The following is a 22,564-nucleotide window of genomic DNA, read 5'->3' as shown; positions in this document are numbered from 1 at the left end:
GTTACCGGTAGCATTTCGGATTGGTTAACTGCGCCTGTTCCCAGCGGATAACGACGCCTTTGCTCGGGTCGGCGCATTCGAAGCGGACACCCCGCTCAGCCGGATAGGCTATATACGGAAACATATTCTCCAGGCGCTTCGTCACCTGAATCTGTTGCAGGTTGGAAATGTCCAGCGCCACCAGATCGGTGATGTTATTGGCGTACAGAATACTACCTTTCACGGCCATATCGGTATTACCGGGAATAGCAATAAACGCCAGCTTAACCGGTTTCTCCGGGTTAACGTTGTTGACCACGTGCAGGCCTTTGTTTTGTTCATTAATAAACAGGAAGGCGTCTTTTACGTAAATCTTACCAGGCTGTTTCAGCGGCTGCGGGGGCAGGATCTCCACCTTGCGGACTGTTTCCATCGGTGCATAGACCGGCCGCAGACCCTGCACCGGACCGCTGGGCTCAGTATTCTGCGGGTAGCAGCCGGTGAGTGCCACAAGCCCCAGCAGCGAGCCAATCTGAGTCAGAGAAGGTAACTGTAGTGTATGTTTCATAACTTGGTTGGTTATGGGAAAATCATAGAGTGTAACCTGATTTAATACCATTGGCAAAACCTGGGTAAAGGGTTTCACCGTTTTCCGGGTACCGACGTACTTGCAACAATGTTACAAAAAAGAAAGTAGGAGTTAAAGGCTTAACCGTCTAAAAAGTGACCGCTGGCTAAATAGTAGCGGTTGGGAGTCTGAAACAATAGCAAGACCCGTATGGCAGGGGAATGGTTGGAACGCATCAACGGCACTTTAAACGACAAACAGCCTCGCCATATGACGGGGCTGTTTGCTTGTAAAAGATAGCCTGCTCCATCGGACAGGTCGGCAAAAGAAGTCTACGCATACGTAACAACCACTTCTGCCTTTACTTTAAACCGAACATCTACATCTTTTTTATGGCCGTTGACATCGATCTCAACCATCTGACGCACCGCTTTGTCCGTTGGCGGGTTGGGGGTGCTGACGGTGATTGAGCCGGTGGCCCATTCGGCAAGGCCGGTCGATGCGGTGCCGAGGGGTTTGGTAGGTGGAGCCGTTCCTCCGGATTGGAGGGTAGAGAAGAACAGATCCGGATCGTCATCATTATCAATGCCCGATACGCTGATCTTTACCTGGTCGACATTATCAACGCGGCCCAGCCAATCTATTTTCTCCCGTTCACCTGACCCAATTTCCCGGAAAATGTGCCTGGGTGTATAGGTCTTTTTGCCCACCATGGGGATGTCTATCGTTTGTTTGTTGCCATCCACCCGTTGGTCGTTCAGAAAGAAATAGAACTTGAATTCGCCATCGCTCAGATCGTCGCTATCGTCGATCATATAAATCTCCTGAAAATGCACAAACACTGCTTTCCGTCGTTTAGCCATACAGGTAAAAGGGTTGCTGGTCAGTTAAGTAGCGTAAGTTGCAAAAAAATGCTTACTCCACAACAATCTCATCCAGCGCAATGCCCGTCGGCCGGTTGGGCCGTGGATGATCAGCCGAGGTTTGCCCGGCGTTTTTGGCTTTCAGCCGGACGTAGCGGGCGCGGGCCGTGCGGAAATCGGCGGTGACGGGCATAATGCTCCATTCCCCTTCCAGCGGGTAGCTGACGGGTTGATTAATGGCATCTTTAAAGGTAGTACCGTCCAGCGACAGTGAAATTTCGACCGACGCGGGCGGGAAAAGGGCACCCGAAATTCGCTTCAGGAAATGCGTACTAACTTTGGTAACAGACCGCACGTCGCCGAGGTCGATGGTAACGTCCAGATCCTTGCCCCACACGGTTACCCATTCCTGCTGGTTGCGCGCTGAGGGCGCTACCTGGCCGTCGGTCAGCTTTTTGCCGGTGGGATCAATACTTTGGCCCAGCGACGGACCGTTGGCTTCGGTCGCCCCGGCTACATCGTTGTAGGTGTAGGGCTTGCCTTTGCCACGATGGATGTAAAACGTCTCTGCTAATTTGCCGCCGGAGGTGGTAATCGCTTTAATCGTCGTTGTTTTGTTCAGCGTAATGGGTGCGGTGTATTCCGTAGCGTTTTTGCCCGGTTCGCGGCCGTTGGTGGTGTAGTAGATTTTGCTGTCTGAGTCAAGCTTATCGAGCCGCACCTGCAACTGTCCTTCGTTGGTAAATTGGGTAGTCGCCCGTACGTCGAGCAGCGTTTTGGCGTAGTTCACCTTCAGGTAATCCAGGCGCTTCTGGTGCGCTTTCAGCCGCATGGCAAAATCCTCGAAGTTGCGCGGTCCTTTCGGCATCCAGCCGATTTCGGCCACGGCAGCCGCACGGGGATAGGTCATGTACTCTACCTGCTCAGGAGTCGGGATGTATTCGGTCCAGACGTTGGCCTGTACACCCTGTATGTACTTCTGTTCGTCGGGTGTCAATTCGGCCGGAGTAGGGTCGTAATCGTACACTTTTTCGATGGGCAGGTAACCACCTATCGCCAGTGGCTCGTTGGCGGGGTTGGCCTGGTAAAAGTCGAGATAAACGTAGGTGGAGGGTGTCATGATGACGTTGTGCTTCTGCTTAGCCGCTTCAATGCCGCCTTTGGTCCCCCGCCAGCTCATCACCGTGGCGTTGGGGGCCAGACCACCCTCCAGAATTTCGTCCCAGCCGATGATAGCGCGGCCTTTCGAGTTGACAAACTTCTCTATACGCCGGATGAAATAGCTCTGCAGTTCGTGTTCGTCTTTAAGCTTTAGCTTCTTAATCAAATCCTGGCAGAAGGCGCTTTGCTGCCACGCATCTTTGGGGCACTCATCCCCGCCGATGTGAATGTATTTGCTCGGGAACAAGGCCATCACCTCCGTGAGCACATCCTGCAAAAAGGTAAAGGTCTTTTCGTTAGGACAGTATACGTCTTTCTTCACCCCCCAGCGCGTAGCTACTTCATATTTCTTGCCGGGGTCGCACGACAGCTCCGGATAAGCCGCTAACGCTGCGGTGGAGTGGCCGGGCATTTCAATCTCCGGAATGATGGTGATGTGCCGGGCAGCCGCGTAGCGCACCACGTCTTTAATCTGCTCCTGCGTATAATAGCCGCCATGCTCTTTACCATCGAAGCGGGCGGGGTAATGCTGTCCGTCGTGGCCGATGATGGTTTCCTTCCGTTTCGATGAAATCTGGGTGAGCTTTGGGTATTTCTTGATTTCGATGCGCCAGCCCTGGTCTTCGGTCAGGTGCCAGTGGAAGGTATTAAACTTGTGTATCGCCATCAGGTCGATGAAGCGCTTCACGGCCGGCACGGGCATAAAGTACCGCCCCACATCCAGCATCAGCCCCCGGTAGCCGTAGCGCGGCCGGTCCAAGATTTGGCAGGCGGGTATCGTCCACGCCACATTGTCCACCTTAGCGGGGCTGAACACCTGTACCGGCAGCAGTTGCAGCAGCGACTGCACGGCGTAAAAATACCCTTTCGGCGTTTCGGCCTCTACCGTCACCCGGTCCGGCGATACGTTCAGTACATACCCTTCCGGTCCGCAACGGCCGGCGGTATGTTTGGTAAAGACGATATGCTTGCCCTTCGCCAGCGCCGGAGTTGACGGAGCCACCGCTACCGGCAAGCCACTAGCTGTACGGAGCTGACTCACCAGCGTCTGCGCAGCCGCCTGCTGCCCGGCATCTTTCGGGGTAACTACGATTCGGGTAGCGCCCGTGACGGTGAAACTCCCATCTTTCCCGGCAAACTGCGCGGGGAAGGGGAGGAGGTTATAGGTATTCTCGGTTTGAGCAAAGAGGGGAAGAGAGACAGAAAGGTAAAGTACCAGGGCAATAACGTGCTTCATGAATGACGTACGGGTGAGTTCAGTAGGCAAAGGTAGCTAGAAATGGAGTGGCGTAAGTAAAGTGGTTATGTTCTTGCACAATCAATTTTATCGATAAATTATTTTGTAACGTGACACGTTTCATGTTACGTTTGCTGTTATGATAGTAAGTTTCCGACATAAGGGTTTAGAACTGTATGCTCGTAAAGGAGACAGTTCCAAACTACAGCCGCACCTCGTGCAGAAAATCAGGTTGATTCTAACACGGCTTGACGCGGCAAACGGACCGGAAATTATGAACCAACCAGGGTATGACTTTCATCGATTAACTGGTGATCTGAAGGATTTTTATGCTGTGAAAGTGAATAAAAACTTCCGGATTATCTTTCGTTTTGAGGGCGAAAATGCCCTGGACGTTGACTTTTTAGACTACCATTAAGACTAGAGGAGAGAGAAAACTATGGCACTATTTGATCCTGCCCATCCCGGTGAGCTTATTCGGGAAACTTTAAATGGACTTCATGAGGAGACTGGTCAGAAACTGACCATTAAAGAAGTAGCTGAAGGGTTAGGAACTACCCGAAAAACGCTTTCGGCTATTATTAACGGTAAACAAAGCGTAACGCCCGAAATGGCGATTCGTCTGGCAACTGCTTTTGCCAACACAACACCCGAGTTTTGGCTGACAGTGCAGGAGAACTACGACCTGGCTAAGGCGCGTCGTAGAGTTGATGTCAGTAATGTCCGCGTCTTTTGGAAACCAGCGAATTACTCTCCACGCTCTGCGTAGAGCATTGCCGTTAGACCGTGTCCAACATTACAGACATTCAGACTATCATGACATCAAAACAGAATTCGTCGCGCCGACAGTTTATAAAAAATTCGATGGGGGCGCTGGCTGCCTTTACCATTGTGCCCCGGCACGTATTGGGCAAAGGCTTCCTGCCGCCCAGTGATATGCTAACCAAAGCCATTGTGGGGGTGGGCGGCATGGGCCGGGGGCATATTCCGTACGCGGGTACCCGGGTGGGGGCTGTCTGCGACGTTGATACGCGGCATATACAATTGGCCCTGAACACCCTCAAAGGGGGAGAAGGGGTGAAAACCTTCCGCGATTACCGGGAGGTGCTTGCCCTGCCCGAAATCGACATTGTTCATGTTGCGACTCCGCCCCACTGGCATGGCCTTATTGCCGCCGATGCCGCCCGCGCCGGGAAAGATATCTGGTGCGAAAAACCCATGACCCGGACCATCGGCGAGGGTAAGCGGCTGGTCGAAGCCGTACAGCAGCATGGTCGTATTTTCCGGCTGAACACCTGGTTTCGGTTCTCCGACAACTTTTACGGCATGAATACCCCCGTAAAGCCCATTAAAAAGCTGGTGGAGAGCGGTATGCTGGGATGGCCGCTGAAAGTGACCGTGAGCCGGCATACGGGTTTCGACTGGAAGTTTTACTGGGTAGGCAAAACCGACCTGGAGCCCCAGCCCGTACCGGCCGAGCTGGATTACGACCGCTGGCTGGGTCCGGCCCCCTACAAGCCCTACCATCCGCACCGGGTACACAACACGTTCCGAGGCTATTGGGACTACGACGGGGGCGGACTGGGCGATATGGGACAGCATTACCTCGACCCCATCCAGTATTTTCTGGGGAAAGATGATACCAGCCCCGTTACGGTCGAGATAGACGCGCCCCAGCAGCATACCGATGCCGTGGGTACCTGGCGCAAGATTACCTATACCTACGCCGACGGCTGCCAGATTATACTGGACGGAGCCGGTACGGAGACCAAAGCGGCTTATATCGAAGGTCCCAATGGCAAACTGTTCAGCGGGTTCCGGTGTACCATTCCGGATATTGAGCGAAAGCTGGCGGCCCTGCCCGACCCCGAACCGCAAGTGACTGATTTTGTGGAAGCCGTAAAGAACCGGCAGAAATTTGCCCTCAACGAAGCCAACGGGCACCGCTCCTGCACCCTCGTAAACATAGGTAAAATTGCCCTGGAACTGGGCCGGAACCTGACGTTCGATCCCGTCAAACAGGAGTTTGTGAACGACGAAGCCGCCAACCGCCTGCTCGACCCGCCCATGCGCGAGCCGTGGTCGTTCTAAGTGTAGACGTTGTCCTCTTTCCCTTCCCGTAATTCCTAACAACCCCATGCGACCTTATTTCCTCTTAACCCTTTTTCTCCTCACCAGCCTCCGCATCAGTCAGGCCCAGACCCCAGCCGGCCAGCCTGCTAACGTGAAGATTACGGAGCTGCTGGCTAAAATGCCGGCCAATAATGCCGCCGAACTCCAGGCCGGTGCCGCTGCGGTGGCGGACCTGGGCAAGGAGGGTATTGTGGCGCTGGTGAAAAAACTCGACGAAACCGGGGCCGTCAGCCCGGCACAGTATGCACTGTCGGCGTTTTCGTACGCGGCCGCGTCGCCCGGCAAGGAAAACCTGCGGGCGCTGGCCAGCCGGGCCTATGCCGCTGCCCTGCCCCGGCTGAGCAGTCCCGAGGCCAAACTATTTATCATTTCACAACTGGAGCGGGTCGGGAAAGACGATGCCGTGACGGCCCTGATTCCGTTTCTGGCCGATGCCCGGCTGGCCGATCCGGCTGCGCGGGCACTGGCTACCATTGGTACCCCGGCCGCCGGTAACGCTCTGCTCACTGCTCTGAACGGGGCACCCGAACAGACCCGATTGTTCATCATGGGAGCGTTGGGAAAAGCCCGGTTCAGACCGGCGGCTCCGGCGATTGCTGCCTTGTCCAATAGCAGCGATGCCAAACAGGCGAAGGTAGCGTTACAGGCGCTGGCTCAGATCGGCGAGCCTGCGTCGTATGCCGTACTGGCTAAAGCCGCCGACAAGGCAGGGTATCAAAGCGATGCCAGTCAGGCGACGGAGGCTTACCTGAGCTACCTGCATCAACTGCTGAGCGATGGCCGCAAAAAAGAAGTCAACAAAGCGGCAAAGACCATAGAGAAAATAACGCAGTCGGGCAGTGCCGTGGCCACCCGCATTGCCGCCCTGAAACTGCTGACCGATCTCAAAGGGGCGCAAAGCCTTTCAACCCTGACGGCGGCCATGAAAGACGCTGACCCGGCCTTCCGGGCGGCTGCCTTACAATTCGGTAAGCCTTATTTGAACGAAGCTACCGTTGCGCAGTGGCTGAAAACCTTCGGCCGGTCGGACGCACCCGCCCAGGCCGATCTGCTGCGGATGTTTGGCAATAACGGTATCAAAGCGGCTCTGCCGCTCGCCCTGCAGGCGGTGCAAAGCGAGCAGCCGGCGGTAAAAATAGCGGCTATTGCGACCGCGGCTAAGCTCGGGCAGACCGACGCCCTGCCGGCTTTGCTCCCCTTGCTGAAAACCTCGGATGCCGGGACCCTGGCCGCTGTGAAATCGGCCCTGCTGGCGATGAAGGGCACGGACGTGCTGCCGGCGGTGGGTCAGGCACTGGCCGATGCCTCTCCGGCTGGTAAAGTGGCTATTCTGGAGATACTCGGTAGTCGGGCCGATACGGGCCGGTTTGCGGAGGTGCTGCAACTGACGAAAAGCACCGACGAATCGGTGAGTGAGGCCGCCCGGCTAACCCTGAAACAAACGGCTACCGGTAGCCAGGTCGATCCGCTGCTGACGGCCCTGCTGGCCTCGACGAGCGAAAAAGACAGCCGTGGCCTGCAAGATGCGCTGGTAGCGGCTATCCAGACCAATACCGATGCCTCTGCCCAACAGGCTACGGCCCGAACGCTGCTCAACCGGGTGCCGGGCAACAAAAAGGCCCTCCTGTACCCCGTACTGGCTGGCATTGGCGGTCGCGACAACCTGAGCGAGGTAGCCAAAGCCTACGGTACAGCGAGTTCGGCGGTTATCAACGCACTGGCCGGATGGAAAGGTGGTCTGGCGGCTCATACGGTACAGTCGCTATTGCCCACAGCCGGTAAGGCAGGAACTGCCGCCGAGGGGGTGAATGCCCTGCTCCGGCAACTCAGCCTGGGCTCGTATACCGCCGACGAAAAGCTGTTGATGCTCCGCGAGGCCATGGCGTACGCGACTACGCCGGAGCAGAAAAAGGCCCTGCTGAAACAGGTGCAGGCCAGTAAGACCTTCCCGGCCCTCATGTACGCAGCCCGGTACCTCGACCAGCCCGACCTACAGGCCGACGCTGCAGCTGCGGTAGCCCAGATTGCCTTGGGTACTCCCTCCCTTCAGGGGGATGGGGTGCGCGAAATCCTGCAAAAAGCCATACCCCTGCTGAGCGGTCCCGAGGCCGGCAAACAGTCCGACGCGCTCCGCAAGCTCCTGGCGGGTATGCCCGCGGGCAAAGGCTTTGTGCCCCTGTTCAACGGCAAAGACCTGACCGGCTGGAAAGGGCTGGTGGGTGACCCCATCAAGCGAGCGAAAATGGACAAGAAAACGCTGACGGTTGCCCAGGCCAAAGCCGATGCGGCCATGCGTACCGGCTGGCAGGTGAAAGATGGTCTGCTGGTGTTTACGGGCCATGGCGATAACCTGTGCACCGATAAAAAATACGGCGATTTCGAACTGTACGTCGACTGGCAGATCACGCCAAAAGGCGATGCCGGTATTTACCTCCGGGGTACTCCCCAGGTGCAGATCTGGGATACCTCGCGCACCGACGTAGGGGCGCAGGTTGGCTCGGGTGGGCTATACAACAACCAGATCCACGCCAGCAAACCACTGCTGGTGGCCGATAATCCCGTGGGCACCTGGAATACCTTCCGCATCCGGATGGTGGGCGATCAGGTGACAGTGTACCTAAACGGCAAACTCGTGGTCAACAACGTGCCGCTCGAAAACTACTGGGATAAAACCCTGCCTATTTTTCCCGAAGAGCAGATTGAACTACAGGCACATGGTACGTATGTAGCCTACCGGGACATCTACATCCGCGAGATCCCGCGTCCGCAGCCGTTTACCCTATCCGACGACGAGAAGAAGGAAGGCTTTAAAATGCTATTCGACGGCACCAACCTGCACGAGTGGACCGGCAACAAAACCGACTACGTCATTGAAGACGGTGCCCTGGCCGTAAACCCGAAGAATGGCGGCAGCGGCAATCTGTACACCCGCCTGCAGTACAGCGACTTTATCTACCGCTTTGAGTTCAAGCTCACGCCGGGGGCCAACAACGGTATCGGCATCCGCGCGCCCATGAAGGGCGATGCTGCCTATAACGGCATGGAAATTCAGGTGCTGGACAACGATGCCGAGATCTACAAAAAACTACAGGTGTACCAGTACCACGGCTCGGTGTACGGGGTCATTCCGGCCAAGCGGGGCTACCTGAAACCCACCGGGGAGTGGAACGTGGAGGAGATTAAGGCCGTAGGTAACCGCATCACGGTCACGCTCAACGGTACGGTCATCCTCGACGGCGACATAGCCGAAGCCTCCAAAAACGGCACGCTGGACCACCGCGAGCATCCGGGCCTGCTGAACAAATCGGGCCACATCGGCTTTCTGGGCCACGGCGATGTGCTGTATTTCCGCAATATTCGGGTGAAAGATTTAAGCAAATAAGTAGGTTTTGGGATTTTGGATTGCTCCGCTCCTCTCCTCAATCTTTCCGGGCGATTCTCCAGGTTCTCGCGTAGCTCAGTTCTACCTTGGCTATACTGAGCGAGGGAAAGCCAACAGGGGCCGCTACAGCAGACCTTTCGGCCCGAACATTGCATGTGCGTGTCGACCTGTTTTGAATCAAGGGTTTGATAGGTATCTTTATTTACGTTGATATGGAAGGTTGGATTTACCTTGGTTTTTCAATTGGTAGATGTATTTTAGGCACTTAAACCGTGTAAAGAGTTACGCGTATTTTGTATTGTTGAAACAAGAGGACAATACAAAATGATCAATACGCAAATCGTATTGTTAGTTGACTTTTATTATAAGCTTTTAGTATTCAGGAGTTTGAAGGTGTAAAAGTTGATGGATAAGATGTTTCAACGAAAAATTGAATATTTGGCTTAATGCATTAAACCTGCGTCTATTTACGAATTATGTGTAATTTTTTAAAGAAACTTCAATGCAGAAAAAGTCTCTCATAATTGGAATTAATAATTACAAGCACTTTTCTGTTTTAGAAAACTGCATAAATGATGCAGAAGATATGCATGCATTTCTGCAAGCGGTTGAATTTGAAAGTACTTTACTAGTTGACCCAACTCAAGCAGAAATAATAGAAGCTATTAAACAGTTTAAAGAATCTATTTCAGATGATACAGTCTCAATAATTTTCTTTTCAGGACATGGATTACAGGATGAAAAATTTAATTTTCTAGTAGCATCTGACTCTGAAGTAAGATTTATAGAAGATATTAAATATAACTGTATCTTAGCTGATGATTTGTTAATAAAAGCCTCTAAGAAGAACCTTCATTTAGTAATACTTGATGCTTGTAGAAATAATCCTTTTTATAGTGGAAATAAAAGTTCTTCAATGGGTTTGTTAAAGATGAACGCACCGGCAGGAACATTGATTGCATTTTCTACAAGCCCTAATTCAACTTCAATTGAGCGAACAGGAGAAAGAAATGGTGTTTATACAAAGTACTTATTAAAAAATATGCAAACTGCAAATTTGCCAGCAGAGTTGGTATTTAAGAATACAAGAAATGATGTTATGCAGGACACATCTGATAGGCAAATTCCTTGGGAAGAATCTTCGTTGTTTGGTGACCATTTTTCTTTTATAGAAGCGCACGAACAGACTATTGAAAATTTAACTATTGACCATTTATTAAAGAATGAATCGATTCCACTTCCAGAGCTTATGCCTTTCCTTAAAGTTTCAATTTTCGAAACGGAAAAACTTGAAAGACTTATTCTAATATTAACTTTGGTAAAAATTAGCTTCTCTAATGAGCAGGAAGGGATTTCTTCTAGAACTGTTGACGAGGATTATTTAAACGATATATTATTTGACATGTTCTATCCAAAATTTGAGGAAAGGCTACTTAAAGATGATACTGCAACTGACATTTTTAGTAATGATATTTTGAGCCGGCTAACAATTGTAAAGGACGTAAATTTCGGGTATAACTCGTTGGAAGGTCCCGATGAAACGTTTTCGCAAATTGTAATGAACTATGTAAAGCTTGATGATGAAGATGGAGTTGTGTGTTTTTATTTATTTACTAAGGATAATGAGCATTATTTAAAGCCAGTAGTTTTCACAATAGACAAGAGTAAAATTAAGTTTAGGAATTATACAATCATTACTGGTGATAAAGTGAATGCAATAACGGATGTTTATTTCAAGATGCGACTTCCGTTTGAGAAAGAAGTTCCTAGAATTAATAACTTTTTAACAACTACAACTATAATTGAAAAATGGACAGAAGTAGAATTTCAAAAATTTTTCAAGTCGAAGGAATAAAATAATATATAACGTTGCGTTTGCAATATGGTGGAGTGCCGAATGTATTCTTAGACTTTTGCAAATTAGCTTTAATTTCGGCAGACGAATAACACTGAGCAACAGAACAAGCAATGGAAGAATGGAATAATTTTTAAATTAGCCAGTAAAAGTAGGTATGACTATTAATGATTCTTTTGAAGAAATTATGCAATACGCTCATTTTTGGAACTGGGTTCCTGATTGGCAAGTAGTAAAAGAAATTTATAATGCGCACCCTGAGTCGTACTCAGTATTTACACCTTTTGCATATTCTTATTTAGAAGAATTAATTAGGTCAATGACGAGCGAGTATGGTGTTGAGATTTTAGATAAAGATGGTCTCCCTTCAGTCAGAAAGGTAGGAACTAGGCTGATAAATTTGGCGATAGAAGAAAATAAAAATAAGAGTACAGAGCTTATTGCTCTTTTAGAAGAGTTAAAAGTATATTTTTCTACTTCTAAAAGAACCAACTTCGGTGATAATAGAAATAGTGTTGCTCATGGTTATATGCATCCCAGATTTTGGAGTAAAGATTCATTCGAGAAGCTTATTTTGGATATTGCAAGACTCTCTAAATTTTCTGGTTTTTAATTTAATCTTTCGAGACGCTTTAGAGTCTGGTTATCATTCTCCCAGTCCGCCTGGTCGTAGTGCAGAGGAATCTCGCGCTTACCAAGTTCGCGCTGGAAAGCGATATGACCAATCCCGGTGAGTTCTCCCCCTGGCCAACCGTTATTTTGCCGGACTCATAGAGATGTACCGCTAGTTCAAGCAGCAGTTGCTCAGCAGTCAGCCCTGTCTGCCGAATAATATCATCACTTATCTCAATGGTCATGGTGTTGTACTGTTGTGGTAAGCAAATTATACAAAAGGGGTTACTCTTCAAAGCTCAATAGCATTGTAATGAGACATGGCTGGAAAGAGAAGTTTTTTGTAAAAACTTTACCTTTACAATACATGCAGTATCTATCTAAAATATCGATTGTACTTTTTCTCCTGTTGGCTTGCCCAGGCTCTGGTTTCTCGCAAAAAAAAGCCAAACAACCCAATGTGATTCTCATCCTCACTGACGACCAGGGTTGGGGAGACCTGCGGTCTAACGGAAATTCCATAGTCCATACACCTGTGCTGGATAAGCTTGCTAAAGACGGAGCCCGTTTCGACCGGTTTTATGTAAGCCCGCTTTGTGCGCCTACTCGTGCTGCCCTGCTTACGGGGCGGTATCATTTGCGCACCGGGACGTATTGGGTTACCAACGGCACCGAAACCATGCGTGCCGAAGAAGTAACGATTGCTGAAGCGCTGAAAAATGCAGGCTATGCCACCGGAATTTATGGCAAATGGCATAATGGTGCCCATTACCCTAACCATCCGAACGGACAAGGATTTGATACCTTTTTTGGCTTTTGTGCCGGCCACCTCACCAACTACTTCGATGCTACCCTTGAGTATAACCGGCAACCTGTAAAAACAAAGGGATTTATTACTGATGTACTTACCGACTCCGCCCTTGCTTTCATTGATAAACATAAAAACAAACCATTCTTCTGCTATATCCCTTACAATGCACCCCATAGTCCGTTTCAGGTTCCCAACAAATACTTTAATCAATACAAGCAGTTGGGGCAAAATGATGAATTGGCCAGTGTATACGGCATGGTGGAAAATATAGATGACAATATAGGCCGGGTCCTGAACCAGCTTACCCGGCTTGGCCTCGATACCAATACAATCGTCATTTTTATGACCGATAATGGTCCGCAATCCTACCGATATAATGGGGGAATGAAAGGCAAAAAAGGCAGTGTCGATGAAGGTGGGGTGAGAGTGCCCTTATTTATCAAATACCCCAGCAACATAAAAGCAGGTACAAAAGTAAAAGCCTTAACTGCTCATATCGATATACTCCCTACGATTATGGAGCTTTGTGGGATAAAGACCGGCCACGCGCTTCCGTTGGATGGTATGAGTATGCTGCCATTGCTGAATGGGCAAACCGCTCGGTTTGATAGCCGAAGCTTGTTTACGCATGTTACCTTCTCTGATAAAATCGAAAAGTATTCCGGTGCTGTACGAAAAGCCAATTATGTGTTGGTATTGCAAAAAGATGAGCAACGTTTGTACGACCTGCAGGCAGACCCAGGCCAGAAGTCTGACATAAAATCAGCCAAACCCCAGATAGCCAAAGAACTTTCTTCACAATATGATAGCTGGTATGCTGCCGTAACAAGCAATGGAATTAAAAGGAGTGCCATTCCGGTGGTGGCTAAAGGCTCTCCTGTTGAACTTCCGGCTCATGAAGCGTTTCTCTCAGGTGCTTTACAATTCAAAGAAGAAAAAGGCTATGCCCATGACTGGCTCATCAACTGGAACAAAACAGCCGATACCGCCAGCTGGTGGGAACTGGATGTAAAAGATGAGGGAAACTATCAGATAGAAGTATTGTATACTTGTAACAAAGCAGCTATAGGGGCTGCCCTGGTTGTGGAGGCCAATGGCGGCAAAGCCACTCAGACGATAAGCCGTGATTTTGTCGGAAAAACCTTACCCAGTCCCGACCGAGTAAAGCGGATAGAAGCTTTTGAAAAAGAATGGGCACGTATTTCTTTGGGCAAGATTAAGCTGAGCAAAGGTACTGTTGCGCTTACTTTAAAAACCCCTGACTTGCCGGCTGGTGCAGCATTGGAAGTAAAAGCGCTGGTTTTAAGTCACATGAAGCACCCCTGACAAGACACACTGGCAGGTAACATGGTGTTTCGTGCCATAGCGGGTCGATGAAACGCAGCTTCAACATTGAACAGCCTGTCAATGATTCATACTTGCCGTTCGGGTTGTGTCATTTTTCATGTCTTCGGCCATTTTACGATGCTCATCGACAACGGGAATCATTCTGGCCAGCCAGTCTTTGTATTCTTTGTTTTTGGCTATATCGTGGGCTTCCTGGAATTTCTCCGTTGCTAACTGGTGATCGGCAATCATGGTATCGATATACTTTGCGTCAAACGCTGCACCTTCGAGCGCAGCCAACTCCCGGACCATCTGCTGATTGCGTTCATTCATCGTCTCCGGCACCTCTACGTTAAGTCGTTTGATCAATGCCCGGAACTCTTCATTCACCTTCGTATGCTGGTCAACCATTTGGTCGCCGTAGCGTTTTACATCGGCACGTACGCCTTTCTGTTGCGCCAGCTTGCCCATCTCTACCTCCATAATACCGGCACTACCGGCTATGTTGAGAAACATTCTGTCCTGATCAGAAATATCATCTTTTTTACAAGACACAACCAGCACGCTTAAACAAACTAGATACACATAAATGGCAGACGTTTTCATAGCAGTGAAGGATTAGGTTAGACGTTGGCTTAAAAGTTAGGTATATTCAGAATAGGATTGGCAGCCCTGATTGGCAAGTCAAACCCTTTTTAGTATTCGGTCAATTGGAGCACTGTAAAGAATCCACTAGGGCATCAAAACAGCTGTTCAGGCATCTGTTAGCGATCCATTCAGGCAGAAAAAGCCCATTTCCACAAGGCAGTAATAGCACTGGGTACGCTTCAGATGGAGATCAAGAGGAAAACCGCGCCAAAGCCACCCATGACATAGATCATCAGATTGTCGCCGGCAATCTGGATATCGTCCGGGTGGTCACGATCATAGTACAGGGTCACCTGCTGGCCTACGTAATACTCGGGCGGATTGGTGGCTACCGAGTGATAATAAACTTTCGGCTGGTTGTTAGCATCGGTGTACTGGATGGCAGGCGCTCGGGTGTACGATCGTCGCTTGGTCTGAATCAGATCAATGACGGTGCCCGTAGTAACCACGCCGTTTTTGGTCAGGCTTTGGCGGCTCTGGTATAGATAGAGGGATATACCGGCAAACGTAAGGCCTACCGAAAAGAAAAGGAGAATCAGTATATCAGAAAAAGATGCCCGCATGGTCGTAATATGCTTTACGATGTAAGCCCGCAGCCGCTATTTTCCCGGCTGCATTTTTTTCTCCGCCACCACACTCTTCCGGATCAACTTCTTTGCGTACTCCAGCACGGTATCCCGGCCGGCCTGGGTGTCGGCGGGTTGCTGGTGTATTTCAATGTCGGGGAAAACGCCGTGGAGTTTGAGCTCTCCGCAGGGATGAACAAACGTTTTACACGAGCAGTAGGCATCCAACTGGGTGTTGGGCAGCTTAAAGTCGATTACATCTCCATAGGCAACGGTTACGCCACCGGTCTCCTGCCCGATGATCGTACCCACCTTATAGCATTTAAACGCCGTAACAAAGGCATTGGCGCTGGAGAAGGTATAGTTGCTGGTGAGCAGATACACGGTACCCCGGAAGAACAGATCCGGTTTGGCTAAGGAGGCCGGCTTCTCCGGTTTTAATTCATTGGAGACAATCCGGCCTGCCGATAGCGTGTCCGACAAACCCATCTGTTTGTACCAGTCCTTTTGCTTGATGGTATTGGAAATCTTTAGATCAACGTGGGTAAATTGCGTAATGGGTTTATCGGTAAGGTAGCTATACAGGGCATCGCCCAGGGCCGAATTGCCCCCACCGTTCTGCCGCATATCAATGATGAGGTTTTTGATGTTCTGCTGCCGGATGGCGGTAAACATCGAGTCCAGGAATGATTGAAAAACAGGCAGGTTGTCCATGGAATTGAAGCTGAACAACGCCGTCTGCTGCTCAGGCCAGAGAGAGAACAAGAAATTACCAAGGGACGCCTGTTTCTGCGCTGCCTGCGTGGCTTTTACTTCGTACTCGCTGGCCGTTAAACCGGTTTGTACTACCTGGGCCGTTTTGCCAGTGCTGGTTTTAATGGATAACTGGTAAGGGCTCTGAAACCCATAAACGAACCAGGCTAACCGCAGGAAGTTGTTGCCGGCCCGTATCTGGCGAAACGAGTCCAACTCGCCACTGCTGTAGGTAACCAGGGTTTTGATGATTTGCTCCGCCGGTACGCCATTGATGCTTAGCAGTTCGGTGCCGGCTGGTGTGGCCGGATTGCCGGTGTAATCCGTTTTGACAAATAGCTGCTTATCCTGAACGGTAACCTCATAGGGAAACACAAGACCGCCGTTCCGCACAAACGAGACCAGTTCCTGCCGTGGGAAGTTCATGCTGGTGTGCCCGTCTCGGAAACTGGCGGCTAAGGGGATAATAAGCCGGGCGAACTCTAGCCGGGTCATGGGCTGGTTGAGCTGCCGGCGGATGGCTTCTGCCTGCTGACTGATCACCTCCCGGCTGGCGTAGGTGTAGAGGCTGGGGTGGATCTCCTCATATTGCCTTAGCAAGTAATCCAGATCAGCCTTTAACTCAGTGGGGGTATATTGGCGGTTTATATCGACTGGAGCGGGTGTCGGTTGCTGGGCTAAACTACCCGTCCAGAGGAGGGAGAAGAGGAAGAGGATAAATAGGTTTTTCATGGGTGTGGATGATCCGTAATTGACACCTAAAAGTAGTGATTTAGCGCACGGTCGCCTAAAACGAGTTAGTAATCGGACTACCAGCCCCGATGGGCCAGCATACTCCTCAGGGTAAAAGCGTTGCGTACGGCGTTGCCGCCCCCGTCGTTGTTAAAATAAACGTACACGTCTTTGCCCATACGTTCCCATTCCTGGATGCGGTCGGCCCACCAGTGCAGGTCGGTATCGGAGTAGGAGCCGCCGTAGAGGTAGTGGGTATCGGGGCCGTGCAGCCGGACATACACAAATGGGGCCGTGGTGCGGAGAATGCAGGGGAGATAGGCCCCGCTCATGATGCAGTAAGCGGCCTGGTGTCGCTCCAGCAGCGAGAAGATGGCTTCCTGATGCCAGATCGGATGCCGGAACTCCACGGCGACCTGCATCCAGTGGGGCACCTGTTGCAGAAAATACGCCAGCCGGTCGTAGTCGTAGGCCAGGTTGGGCGAGAGCTGCACCAGCAGAATGGCGCGTTTGTCGCCCAGCGTATGCCAGCAGGCTTTAATGCGCTCCATCCAGACCTCGGGTGCGTAGAGTTTTTTGGCGTGGGTGAGGCCGCGGGGTGCTTTTACGGTGAGCCGGAAGCCGTCGGGCAGCCGGCGTCGCCAACTGGCAAAGGTGGCCTGTTTGGGCCAGCGATAGAAGCTGCTGTTCAACTCGACCGTCTGAAAGTGCTGCATATAATAGCCGAGCCGATCCCATACGGGCGTGTCGGGCGGGTATAAGACGCCTTGCCAGTGATCGTAACTCCAGCCCGATGTACCGATGTGAATCCTCATGTTTGTCTGGTCGTGCGCTGCTCGTTGCTTGCTGTTGCTCGCCCGCGATTATATCGCGTGGCGGGCGAGGTTCGCGTTACAAACGCGATAGTCAATTTTTGTGCTTTCATCGCGTTACAAACCGCACCGGCGGACCGGCGAACCTCGCCCGTCTCTCGACACAGTCGAGGACGAGCAATGGCAATGGATACAATCGCGGGCGAACGGTGCTTCGCCAGTTAGAATTTCTATTTTTGTTAAAAAATGCCTGGTCTATTTGCTGTCGCCATGAATCTATTCAGTTTAGGGCTATTCCTCGCTTTGAGTTGGTTGCTGCTATCCTGCGGCCAGACCGATTCCCAAACAAAACATGCCGGGACGCCGACGATCGATACGCTGATTATCGACGAAGACCAATTGCGTAAGGGTTCCCGCTTCGACCCCGTGCTTCTGCCCGTCAGCCGACAGGATGTCGGCCAGATGACAAACGCTAAAGGGATGTTCTACACGGCCGACACCTTAGCGGCTACCGATGCGTTTTACCTGGTGCTGGTCGGTCGCCTGTACGCTCATGAATCGATCGGCTGGCTGGTGCCCATTAGCCGGGATAGTGAAGAACCGCTGCCGGAGCAGATGGTTTACTATGATAATGACGAAGGCATGAGCCAAACGGTGACCACCTGGCTGAACCGGCAGCAAAAGGCCATTGTCCGGACTACATCCATTGATGAGGAGGGGAACAATGTCTATTCTCAGGCGATATATACCGTCTTACCCACGGGCACCCTGACAATGTCCTCCGATCAAATATAGCTCCTTCCCGACTGTGTCGGGCGACGGGCGAGGTTCGCGTCTGTGACGCGATGGTCAATTTTTGTGCTTTCATCGCGTTACAAACCGCACCGGCGGACCGGCGAATCTCGCCCGCCACGCGATATAATCGCGGGCGAGCGGCTATTTCCGAAAAAAGATAAGCACGACGATTGTGCCTACGATCAGCACAAAGAACAGGAAGCTCATGCCGGCAATATAGACGGTACCGACGCCGGGTCCCTGTTCACTATGGGCGCTCAGGGCTTTCTCCAGGGAGTAATGAGCGCCCAGTATCGACGCTATCCAGACCCGCAGCAGCAGCCAGTTCGTTTCCACACCCGGTATCAGCCACAGCCCAAACAGCAGCAATGCAGCCAGAGGCACATACCAGGCCAGATTCTCCATAAAGGCTTCGACCGCTTTCGACGGTGGCACATTGGCCTGGGCCAGCAGCGTCGCTCCGCCCAGCATAAGCAGCCAGAAAAGCTCTGGCCCAATCAGAAACGATAGATTTCGCGGCATAGCTGACAGGGTGCGCCGGTTCAGATGTAAAGAAACGGTGAAAATTAACGGCTAAAGCAAAAATACCATTGAAATCGCGATTCTGATGCCGAATTTTGCAGCCACTACCGGGCCTACACTGACTGGCTCATCGACATTATACTCCCTGATCATGAGAAAGCTTCTACTGCCGTTGTCTGTTGGGTGCCTGCTGCTGGCCGGCTGCCGTACGCCCAAAACCAGTTCGTTCGCTACCCAGAGCCAGCAACCTGTTTCAACCATTGCCTTCGGCTCGTGCGACGATCACAAACTACCACAGGTGCTGTGGGATGATATTGTGGCTCAGAAACCGGACGTCTGGATCTGGCTCGGCGATAATGTCTACGGCGATACCGAAAACATGGATACGCTCCGGGCTAAATATAACAGTCAGAAAGCCAATCCGAACTACCAGCAGCTGCGTCAGAACGCCAGGATTATAGGGGTCTGGGACGATCACGATTATGGCGTCAACGATGGCGGTAAGGAATACCCGCGCCGGAAAGAAAGTCAGCAGATCCTGTTCGACTTCCTCGATGTGCCCGCCGGCAGTCCGTTGCGGAAGCAGGAGGGCGCTTACTCGGCCCACGTCTTTGGCCCGAAAGGACAGCGGGTAAAGGTGATTCTGCTCGACGGCCGTTACTTCCGCGATCCGTTGAAGAAGGGGGCAAACGGCAAGGACAATGTCCCTAATCCGTCGGGCGACATTCTGGGTGAAACGCAGTGGCAGTGGCTGGAGAAAGAGCTGACCAACTCCGACGCCGATGTTCACCTGATCGGCTCCGGCATTCAGATTCTGGCCAACGACCATATCTACGAAAAATGGGGCAACTTCCCCACAGCCCGCCAGCGTTTTCTGGATCTGCTCGGCCGTACCAAACCGAAAGGGGCTATCCTGATGAGTGGCGACCGGCATATCGCCGAAGTTTCTAAAATCAGCGTGCCTGGTCTGGGCTACGATCTGTACGACATCACCAGCAGCGGCATCAGCCACACCACCACCCGACGGGTTGAAGAACTGAACCGTCTGCGGGTAGGCCATGTGGTATTCGACCTCAATTATACCCTGATCAGTATCGACTGGAACCGCAAACCCCTAACGGCAACGGTCCGCATCAACGGCAATAACGGTCAGACGTATCTGACGCAGGAAATTTCGTTTAACTGAGTACTTCTAACTTTTTCCTGCAACGATCCGTTATAGATTCTCAGTAGCGTTATAAGTTGATTGTCAATCCGTTTACCGGGTCAGGCGATCAGCCCCTGTACCTGCTGAACCACCATGTCACGACCTGATCGGTAACCATGCAATCTGTTGTCTGGAAAGGCTGCGGCCTTTTTCTGTTTTTGCTCGTTGGGCAGACGTCCCTGGCGCAGTCGCCCAATTCCCGTTCCTTCTGGCAACGATTTAATCCTGACTCGCTGACCAGCCGAAACCTGCGCTTTGTGCCTTTGCCGGTGCTGCAGTCGAGCCCCGAAACCGGCCTGAAAGGGGGCCTGGCCCTTGATTATTTCTTTAATACGGCTGGTAGTGAGCGGCTGGTGCAACGCCGGATGGCCCGGGGTATGTCCGACTCCCTGTTGGCCACCACGCGGGATTCGTATGCCTATATGCAGGCCCTCTACAGTGTGCGCCGGCAGCTGACGCTGGAGGGTGTCTGGCAGATTTATAGCCCCGGCGAAACCTACATCCAGCGGGGTAGGGGTGGTTACCAGGATTATTCAGAATATTACTGGGGTATCGGTAATCAGACCGTTTCGGAACGGAGCTACAACGATATATTGTACGAACGCTGGTATCTGCAGCACCGGATGTGGCGCCGGGTAGCCGGCCGTTTTTTTGCCGGCCTGGGTTACCAGTACAGCGAAACCCAGCGGCTGCGTACCGCCGAGCCACCCGCTTTATCGGAAGATATACCCGGCAGCCGGCGAAGCATCGTCTCCGGCCTGGGACCGACGCTCCTGGCCGATTACCGCAACAATCCATTCAGCCCAACGCAGGGATGGTATGCCGAGTGGGCTTTGCAGACTCACTTCTGTGACCTGGGTAGTCAGTACCAGTACACGGAACAGACGGTTGACCTGCGCCGGTATGTGCCTCTGCCCCGGAATCAGTTGGTGGCGTTTCAGGTGATCGGGCATTTTACGGCGGGTACGGTCCCGCTGCGGGAACTGCCCCGGCTGGGTGGACCCAATATGATGCGCGGGTTTGTGCTGGGGCGGTACCGTGACCGGCAATTATGGTCGGCGCAGACTGAGTACCGGCGGACGCTGAACCGATTTCTGGTAGGGGCGGTGTTTGTCGCGGCCGGGGGCGTCGCCGATCAGATGCGTAACTTTACGCTGGAGACCACCCGGTATTCGGGCGGAGCCGGCCTGCGGGTGCTGATGAACCGCAAAAAGAACCTCTACGCCCGCTTCGACCTGGCGGTAAACTCCAACCAGACCGCCAATTTCTACTTCCGCATGATGGATGCGTTCTAAGGCAGGGCCGGCGCTACCCCCGCACCCCGCTCGTCCGCATTTGTAATGCGAGACGGACGAGGTGCGCGTCTGCGACGCGCGTTAAAAGAATGGATCAAAAGACTTAATTCTACTCACGATACAATCGCGATTCTCGTCCGTCTCGCGTTGCAAACGCGGACGAGCGTCAACCCGGCTGCTCTACCAGCGGCAGGGTTACGACAAACTGGCCGTTGTCTTCCTGTACCTGCGGAGCCGGCTGGCCCAGCACCCGGTATTTGGTCAGGATGTTACTCAGCCCGACGCCGTTGGAGACGACGCGGCCGTTTTTACGCTGGAGGGTATTTCTGACGATCAGCCGGTTGGCGGCATCCGTGGTGATTTCGACCGTCAGGGGCTTTTCGGCGAGGATCATGTTGTGCTTCACGGCATTCTCCACCAGCAGTTGGAGCGTTAGCGGAGGCAGCTGATATTTTTCGAATTGCTTATCCACCTGCACCACCAGGTTCAACCCGGCACCGTGGCGGGTTTGCAGCAGGTGGTAGTACGACTGGATAAACTCTAACTCCGTAGCCAGTGGTGTCAGGTTCTGCTCGTTGGAGCGAAGCAGGTAGCGGTATACCGTGCTGAGTTCTTCGGCGAAACGTTCGGCCTGGGCGGGGTTTTCGCCGATGAGGGAAATCAGCGAGTTGAGGCTGTTGAACAGAAAATGCGGATTCACCTGCTGCTTCAGGGCTTCCAATTGGCTGTGCAGATTGGCTTTTTCGAGAGCTTCCTTCTCCCGTTCGGCCTGCTGTAAACGCCGGTTCGCTTCCCGTGACTCTTTGGCAAAAAATAAGGATTCGTAGATGGCCAGAAACAGCAGAAAGGTGGTAGTTGCCTGAAAGAAATCCGCTCCGTAAAACGAGAGGGTAAACTTCTGCTTGTTAATGTAAAGGGTAGCCGGGGAAGCATTTATAAATTCGTACACCGTCTTCCCCTTCAGCAAATAACCGGTCAGGTTAGCCACCCAAAGCATGAGGGTGGTGACGGCTACCCCAACGCCAAAAGTAACTGTCAGCCGCAACAGCGGCTGGAGACGCTTTATGTACTTCTGGCGAAACCGGAAAATGATAAAGCGGTTGACATGCCAGATGATGGTGATGGCGGTGACCGTAACCAGTAAGCGCAGCACAAAAAGCCCGGTGAGCGATTGCCGGAGAAACTGGTTGATAAAGACGTTGACAAGCACGATCGATCCGATGCCGATGATGCGAAGCCATTTATCGTTTAGGTTAACCAAAGGGGTATGCATGTCCGGACGGTACGCAGACTACATCTCCAAAGTT

Annotated in this window: 19 protein-coding genes; 10 read left to right on the top strand and 9 right to left on the bottom strand. The window is 51.9% G+C overall.

What is annotated here, in order from left to right; genetic code table 11:
* Position 1: 1 nt before the first annotated feature.
* The 3 genes from ABD949_RS10300 to ABD949_RS10290 all read right to left on the bottom strand — a co-directional run bounded on the left by ABD949_RS10300 (position 2) and on the right by ABD949_RS10290 (position 3,808).
* On the bottom strand, positions 2 to 547 hold the full coding sequence (locus tag ABD949_RS10300; protein ID WP_345243153.1) for an LVIVD repeat-containing protein: 546 nt from the start codon (positions 545 to 547) through the stop codon (positions 2 to 4).
* A 332-nt stretch (positions 548 to 879) separates the two neighbouring features.
* The gene (locus ABD949_RS10295) at positions 880 to 1,410 is read right to left on the bottom strand and encodes a hypothetical protein (RefSeq protein WP_345243151.1); all 531 of its coding nucleotides are present in this window, start codon (positions 1,408 to 1,410) and stop codon (positions 880 to 882) included.
* A gap of 52 nt (positions 1,411 to 1,462) precedes the next feature.
* Complete coding sequence (locus ABD949_RS10290) at positions 1,463 to 3,808, bottom strand: glycoside hydrolase family 20 protein (protein WP_345243149.1); 2,346 nt, start codon at positions 3,806 to 3,808, stop codon at positions 1,463 to 1,465.
* Positions 3,809 to 3,947: 139 nt separating this feature from the next.
* Between ABD949_RS10290 and ABD949_RS10285 the strand changes: the two genes are divergently transcribed.
* The 7 genes from ABD949_RS10285 to ABD949_RS10255 all read left to right on the top strand — a co-directional run bounded on the left by ABD949_RS10285 (position 3,948) and on the right by ABD949_RS10255 (position 13,927).
* Positions 3,948 to 4,226 (top strand): type II toxin-antitoxin system RelE/ParE family toxin, encoded by a 279-nt coding sequence (locus ABD949_RS10285; protein WP_345243148.1) that lies wholly within the window; start codon positions 3,948 to 3,950, stop codon positions 4,224 to 4,226.
* Between the two features lie 21 nt (positions 4,227 to 4,247).
* On the top strand, positions 4,248 to 4,577 hold the full coding sequence (locus ABD949_RS10280) for a HigA family addiction module antitoxin (RefSeq protein WP_345243146.1): 330 nt from the start codon (positions 4,248 to 4,250) through the stop codon (positions 4,575 to 4,577).
* Between the two features lie 47 nt (positions 4,578 to 4,624).
* Positions 4,625 to 5,899 (top strand): Gfo/Idh/MocA family oxidoreductase, encoded by a 1,275-nt coding sequence (locus ABD949_RS10275; protein ID WP_345243144.1) that lies wholly within the window; start codon positions 4,625 to 4,627, stop codon positions 5,897 to 5,899.
* A gap of 46 nt (positions 5,900 to 5,945) precedes the next feature.
* Complete coding sequence (locus ABD949_RS10270; RefSeq protein WP_345243142.1) at positions 5,946 to 9,323, top strand: DUF1080 domain-containing protein; 3,378 nt, start codon at positions 5,946 to 5,948, stop codon at positions 9,321 to 9,323.
* 502 nt (positions 9,324 to 9,825) lie between these two features.
* A complete protein-coding gene (locus tag ABD949_RS10265) occupies positions 9,826 to 11,178 on the top strand; it encodes a caspase family protein (RefSeq protein WP_345243138.1) in 1,353 nt (450 codons plus the stop codon).
* Between the two features lie 157 nt (positions 11,179 to 11,335).
* Positions 11,336 to 11,791 (top strand): hypothetical protein, encoded by a 456-nt coding sequence (locus ABD949_RS10260; RefSeq protein ID WP_345243136.1) that lies wholly within the window; start codon positions 11,336 to 11,338, stop codon positions 11,789 to 11,791.
* Positions 11,792 to 12,157: 366 nt separating this feature from the next.
* Positions 12,158 to 13,927 (top strand): arylsulfatase, encoded by a 1,770-nt coding sequence (locus tag ABD949_RS10255; protein ID WP_345243134.1) that lies wholly within the window; start codon positions 12,158 to 12,160, stop codon positions 13,925 to 13,927.
* Positions 13,928 to 14,005: 78 nt separating this feature from the next.
* Here ABD949_RS10255 and ABD949_RS10250 read toward each other — a convergent pair whose 3' ends face one another.
* From ABD949_RS10250 to ABD949_RS10235, 4 genes are all read right to left on the bottom strand, one after another.
* Positions 14,006 to 14,443, bottom strand: a complete 438-nt coding sequence (locus ABD949_RS10250) for a DUF4142 domain-containing protein (RefSeq protein WP_345243132.1) — start codon at positions 14,441 to 14,443, stop codon at positions 14,006 to 14,008.
* A gap of 311 nt (positions 14,444 to 14,754) precedes the next feature.
* Positions 14,755 to 15,138, bottom strand: a complete 384-nt coding sequence (locus ABD949_RS10245) for a DUF3592 domain-containing protein (RefSeq protein ID WP_345243130.1) — start codon at positions 15,136 to 15,138, stop codon at positions 14,755 to 14,757.
* A 36-nt stretch (positions 15,139 to 15,174) separates the two neighbouring features.
* Positions 15,175 to 16,626 (bottom strand): S41 family peptidase, encoded by a 1,452-nt coding sequence (locus ABD949_RS10240; protein WP_345243129.1) that lies wholly within the window; start codon positions 16,624 to 16,626, stop codon positions 15,175 to 15,177.
* Positions 16,627 to 16,703: 77 nt separating this feature from the next.
* The gene (locus ABD949_RS10235) at positions 16,704 to 17,441 is read right to left on the bottom strand and encodes a DUF72 domain-containing protein (protein ID WP_345243128.1); all 738 of its coding nucleotides are present in this window, start codon (positions 17,439 to 17,441) and stop codon (positions 16,704 to 16,706) included.
* A gap of 243 nt (positions 17,442 to 17,684) precedes the next feature.
* Between ABD949_RS10235 and ABD949_RS10230 the strand changes: the two genes are divergently transcribed.
* Positions 17,685 to 18,233, top strand: coding sequence for a hypothetical protein (locus tag ABD949_RS10230; RefSeq protein WP_345243126.1), 549 nt, complete (start codon positions 17,685 to 17,687; stop codon positions 18,231 to 18,233).
* Positions 18,234 to 18,374: 141 nt separating this feature from the next.
* Here the strand turns inward: ABD949_RS10230 and ABD949_RS10225 are convergent, their stop codons facing one another.
* Positions 18,375 to 18,755, bottom strand: a complete 381-nt coding sequence (locus tag ABD949_RS10225) for a hypothetical protein (RefSeq protein WP_345243125.1) — start codon at positions 18,753 to 18,755, stop codon at positions 18,375 to 18,377.
* 151 nt (positions 18,756 to 18,906) lie between these two features.
* On the opposite strand from ABD949_RS10225, the gene ABD949_RS10220 reads away from it, so the two are divergent.
* Together ABD949_RS10220 and ABD949_RS10215 are read left to right on the top strand one after the other, a co-directional pair.
* Complete coding sequence (locus ABD949_RS10220) at positions 18,907 to 19,941, top strand: alkaline phosphatase D family protein (RefSeq protein WP_345243124.1); 1,035 nt, start codon at positions 18,907 to 18,909, stop codon at positions 19,939 to 19,941.
* Positions 19,942 to 20,078: 137 nt separating this feature from the next.
* Entirely contained in the window at positions 20,079 to 21,257 is a 1,179-nt protein-coding gene (locus ABD949_RS10215; RefSeq protein WP_345243122.1) for a BamA/TamA family outer membrane protein, read from the top strand.
* A gap of 166 nt (positions 21,258 to 21,423) precedes the next feature.
* Here ABD949_RS10215 and ABD949_RS10210 read toward each other — a convergent pair whose 3' ends face one another.
* A complete protein-coding gene (locus ABD949_RS10210) occupies positions 21,424 to 22,530 on the bottom strand; it encodes a sensor histidine kinase (RefSeq protein ID WP_345243120.1) in 1,107 nt (368 codons plus the stop codon).
* Positions 22,531 to 22,564: the final 34 nt, after the last annotated feature.

Origin of the sequence: Nibrella saemangeumensis (assembly GCF_039541915.1) — a bacterium.
Taxonomy (GTDB): Bacteria; Bacteroidota; Bacteroidia; order Cytophagales; family Spirosomataceae; genus Nibrella; species Nibrella saemangeumensis.
This window is presented reverse-complemented; position numbering and strand designations above follow the sequence as displayed.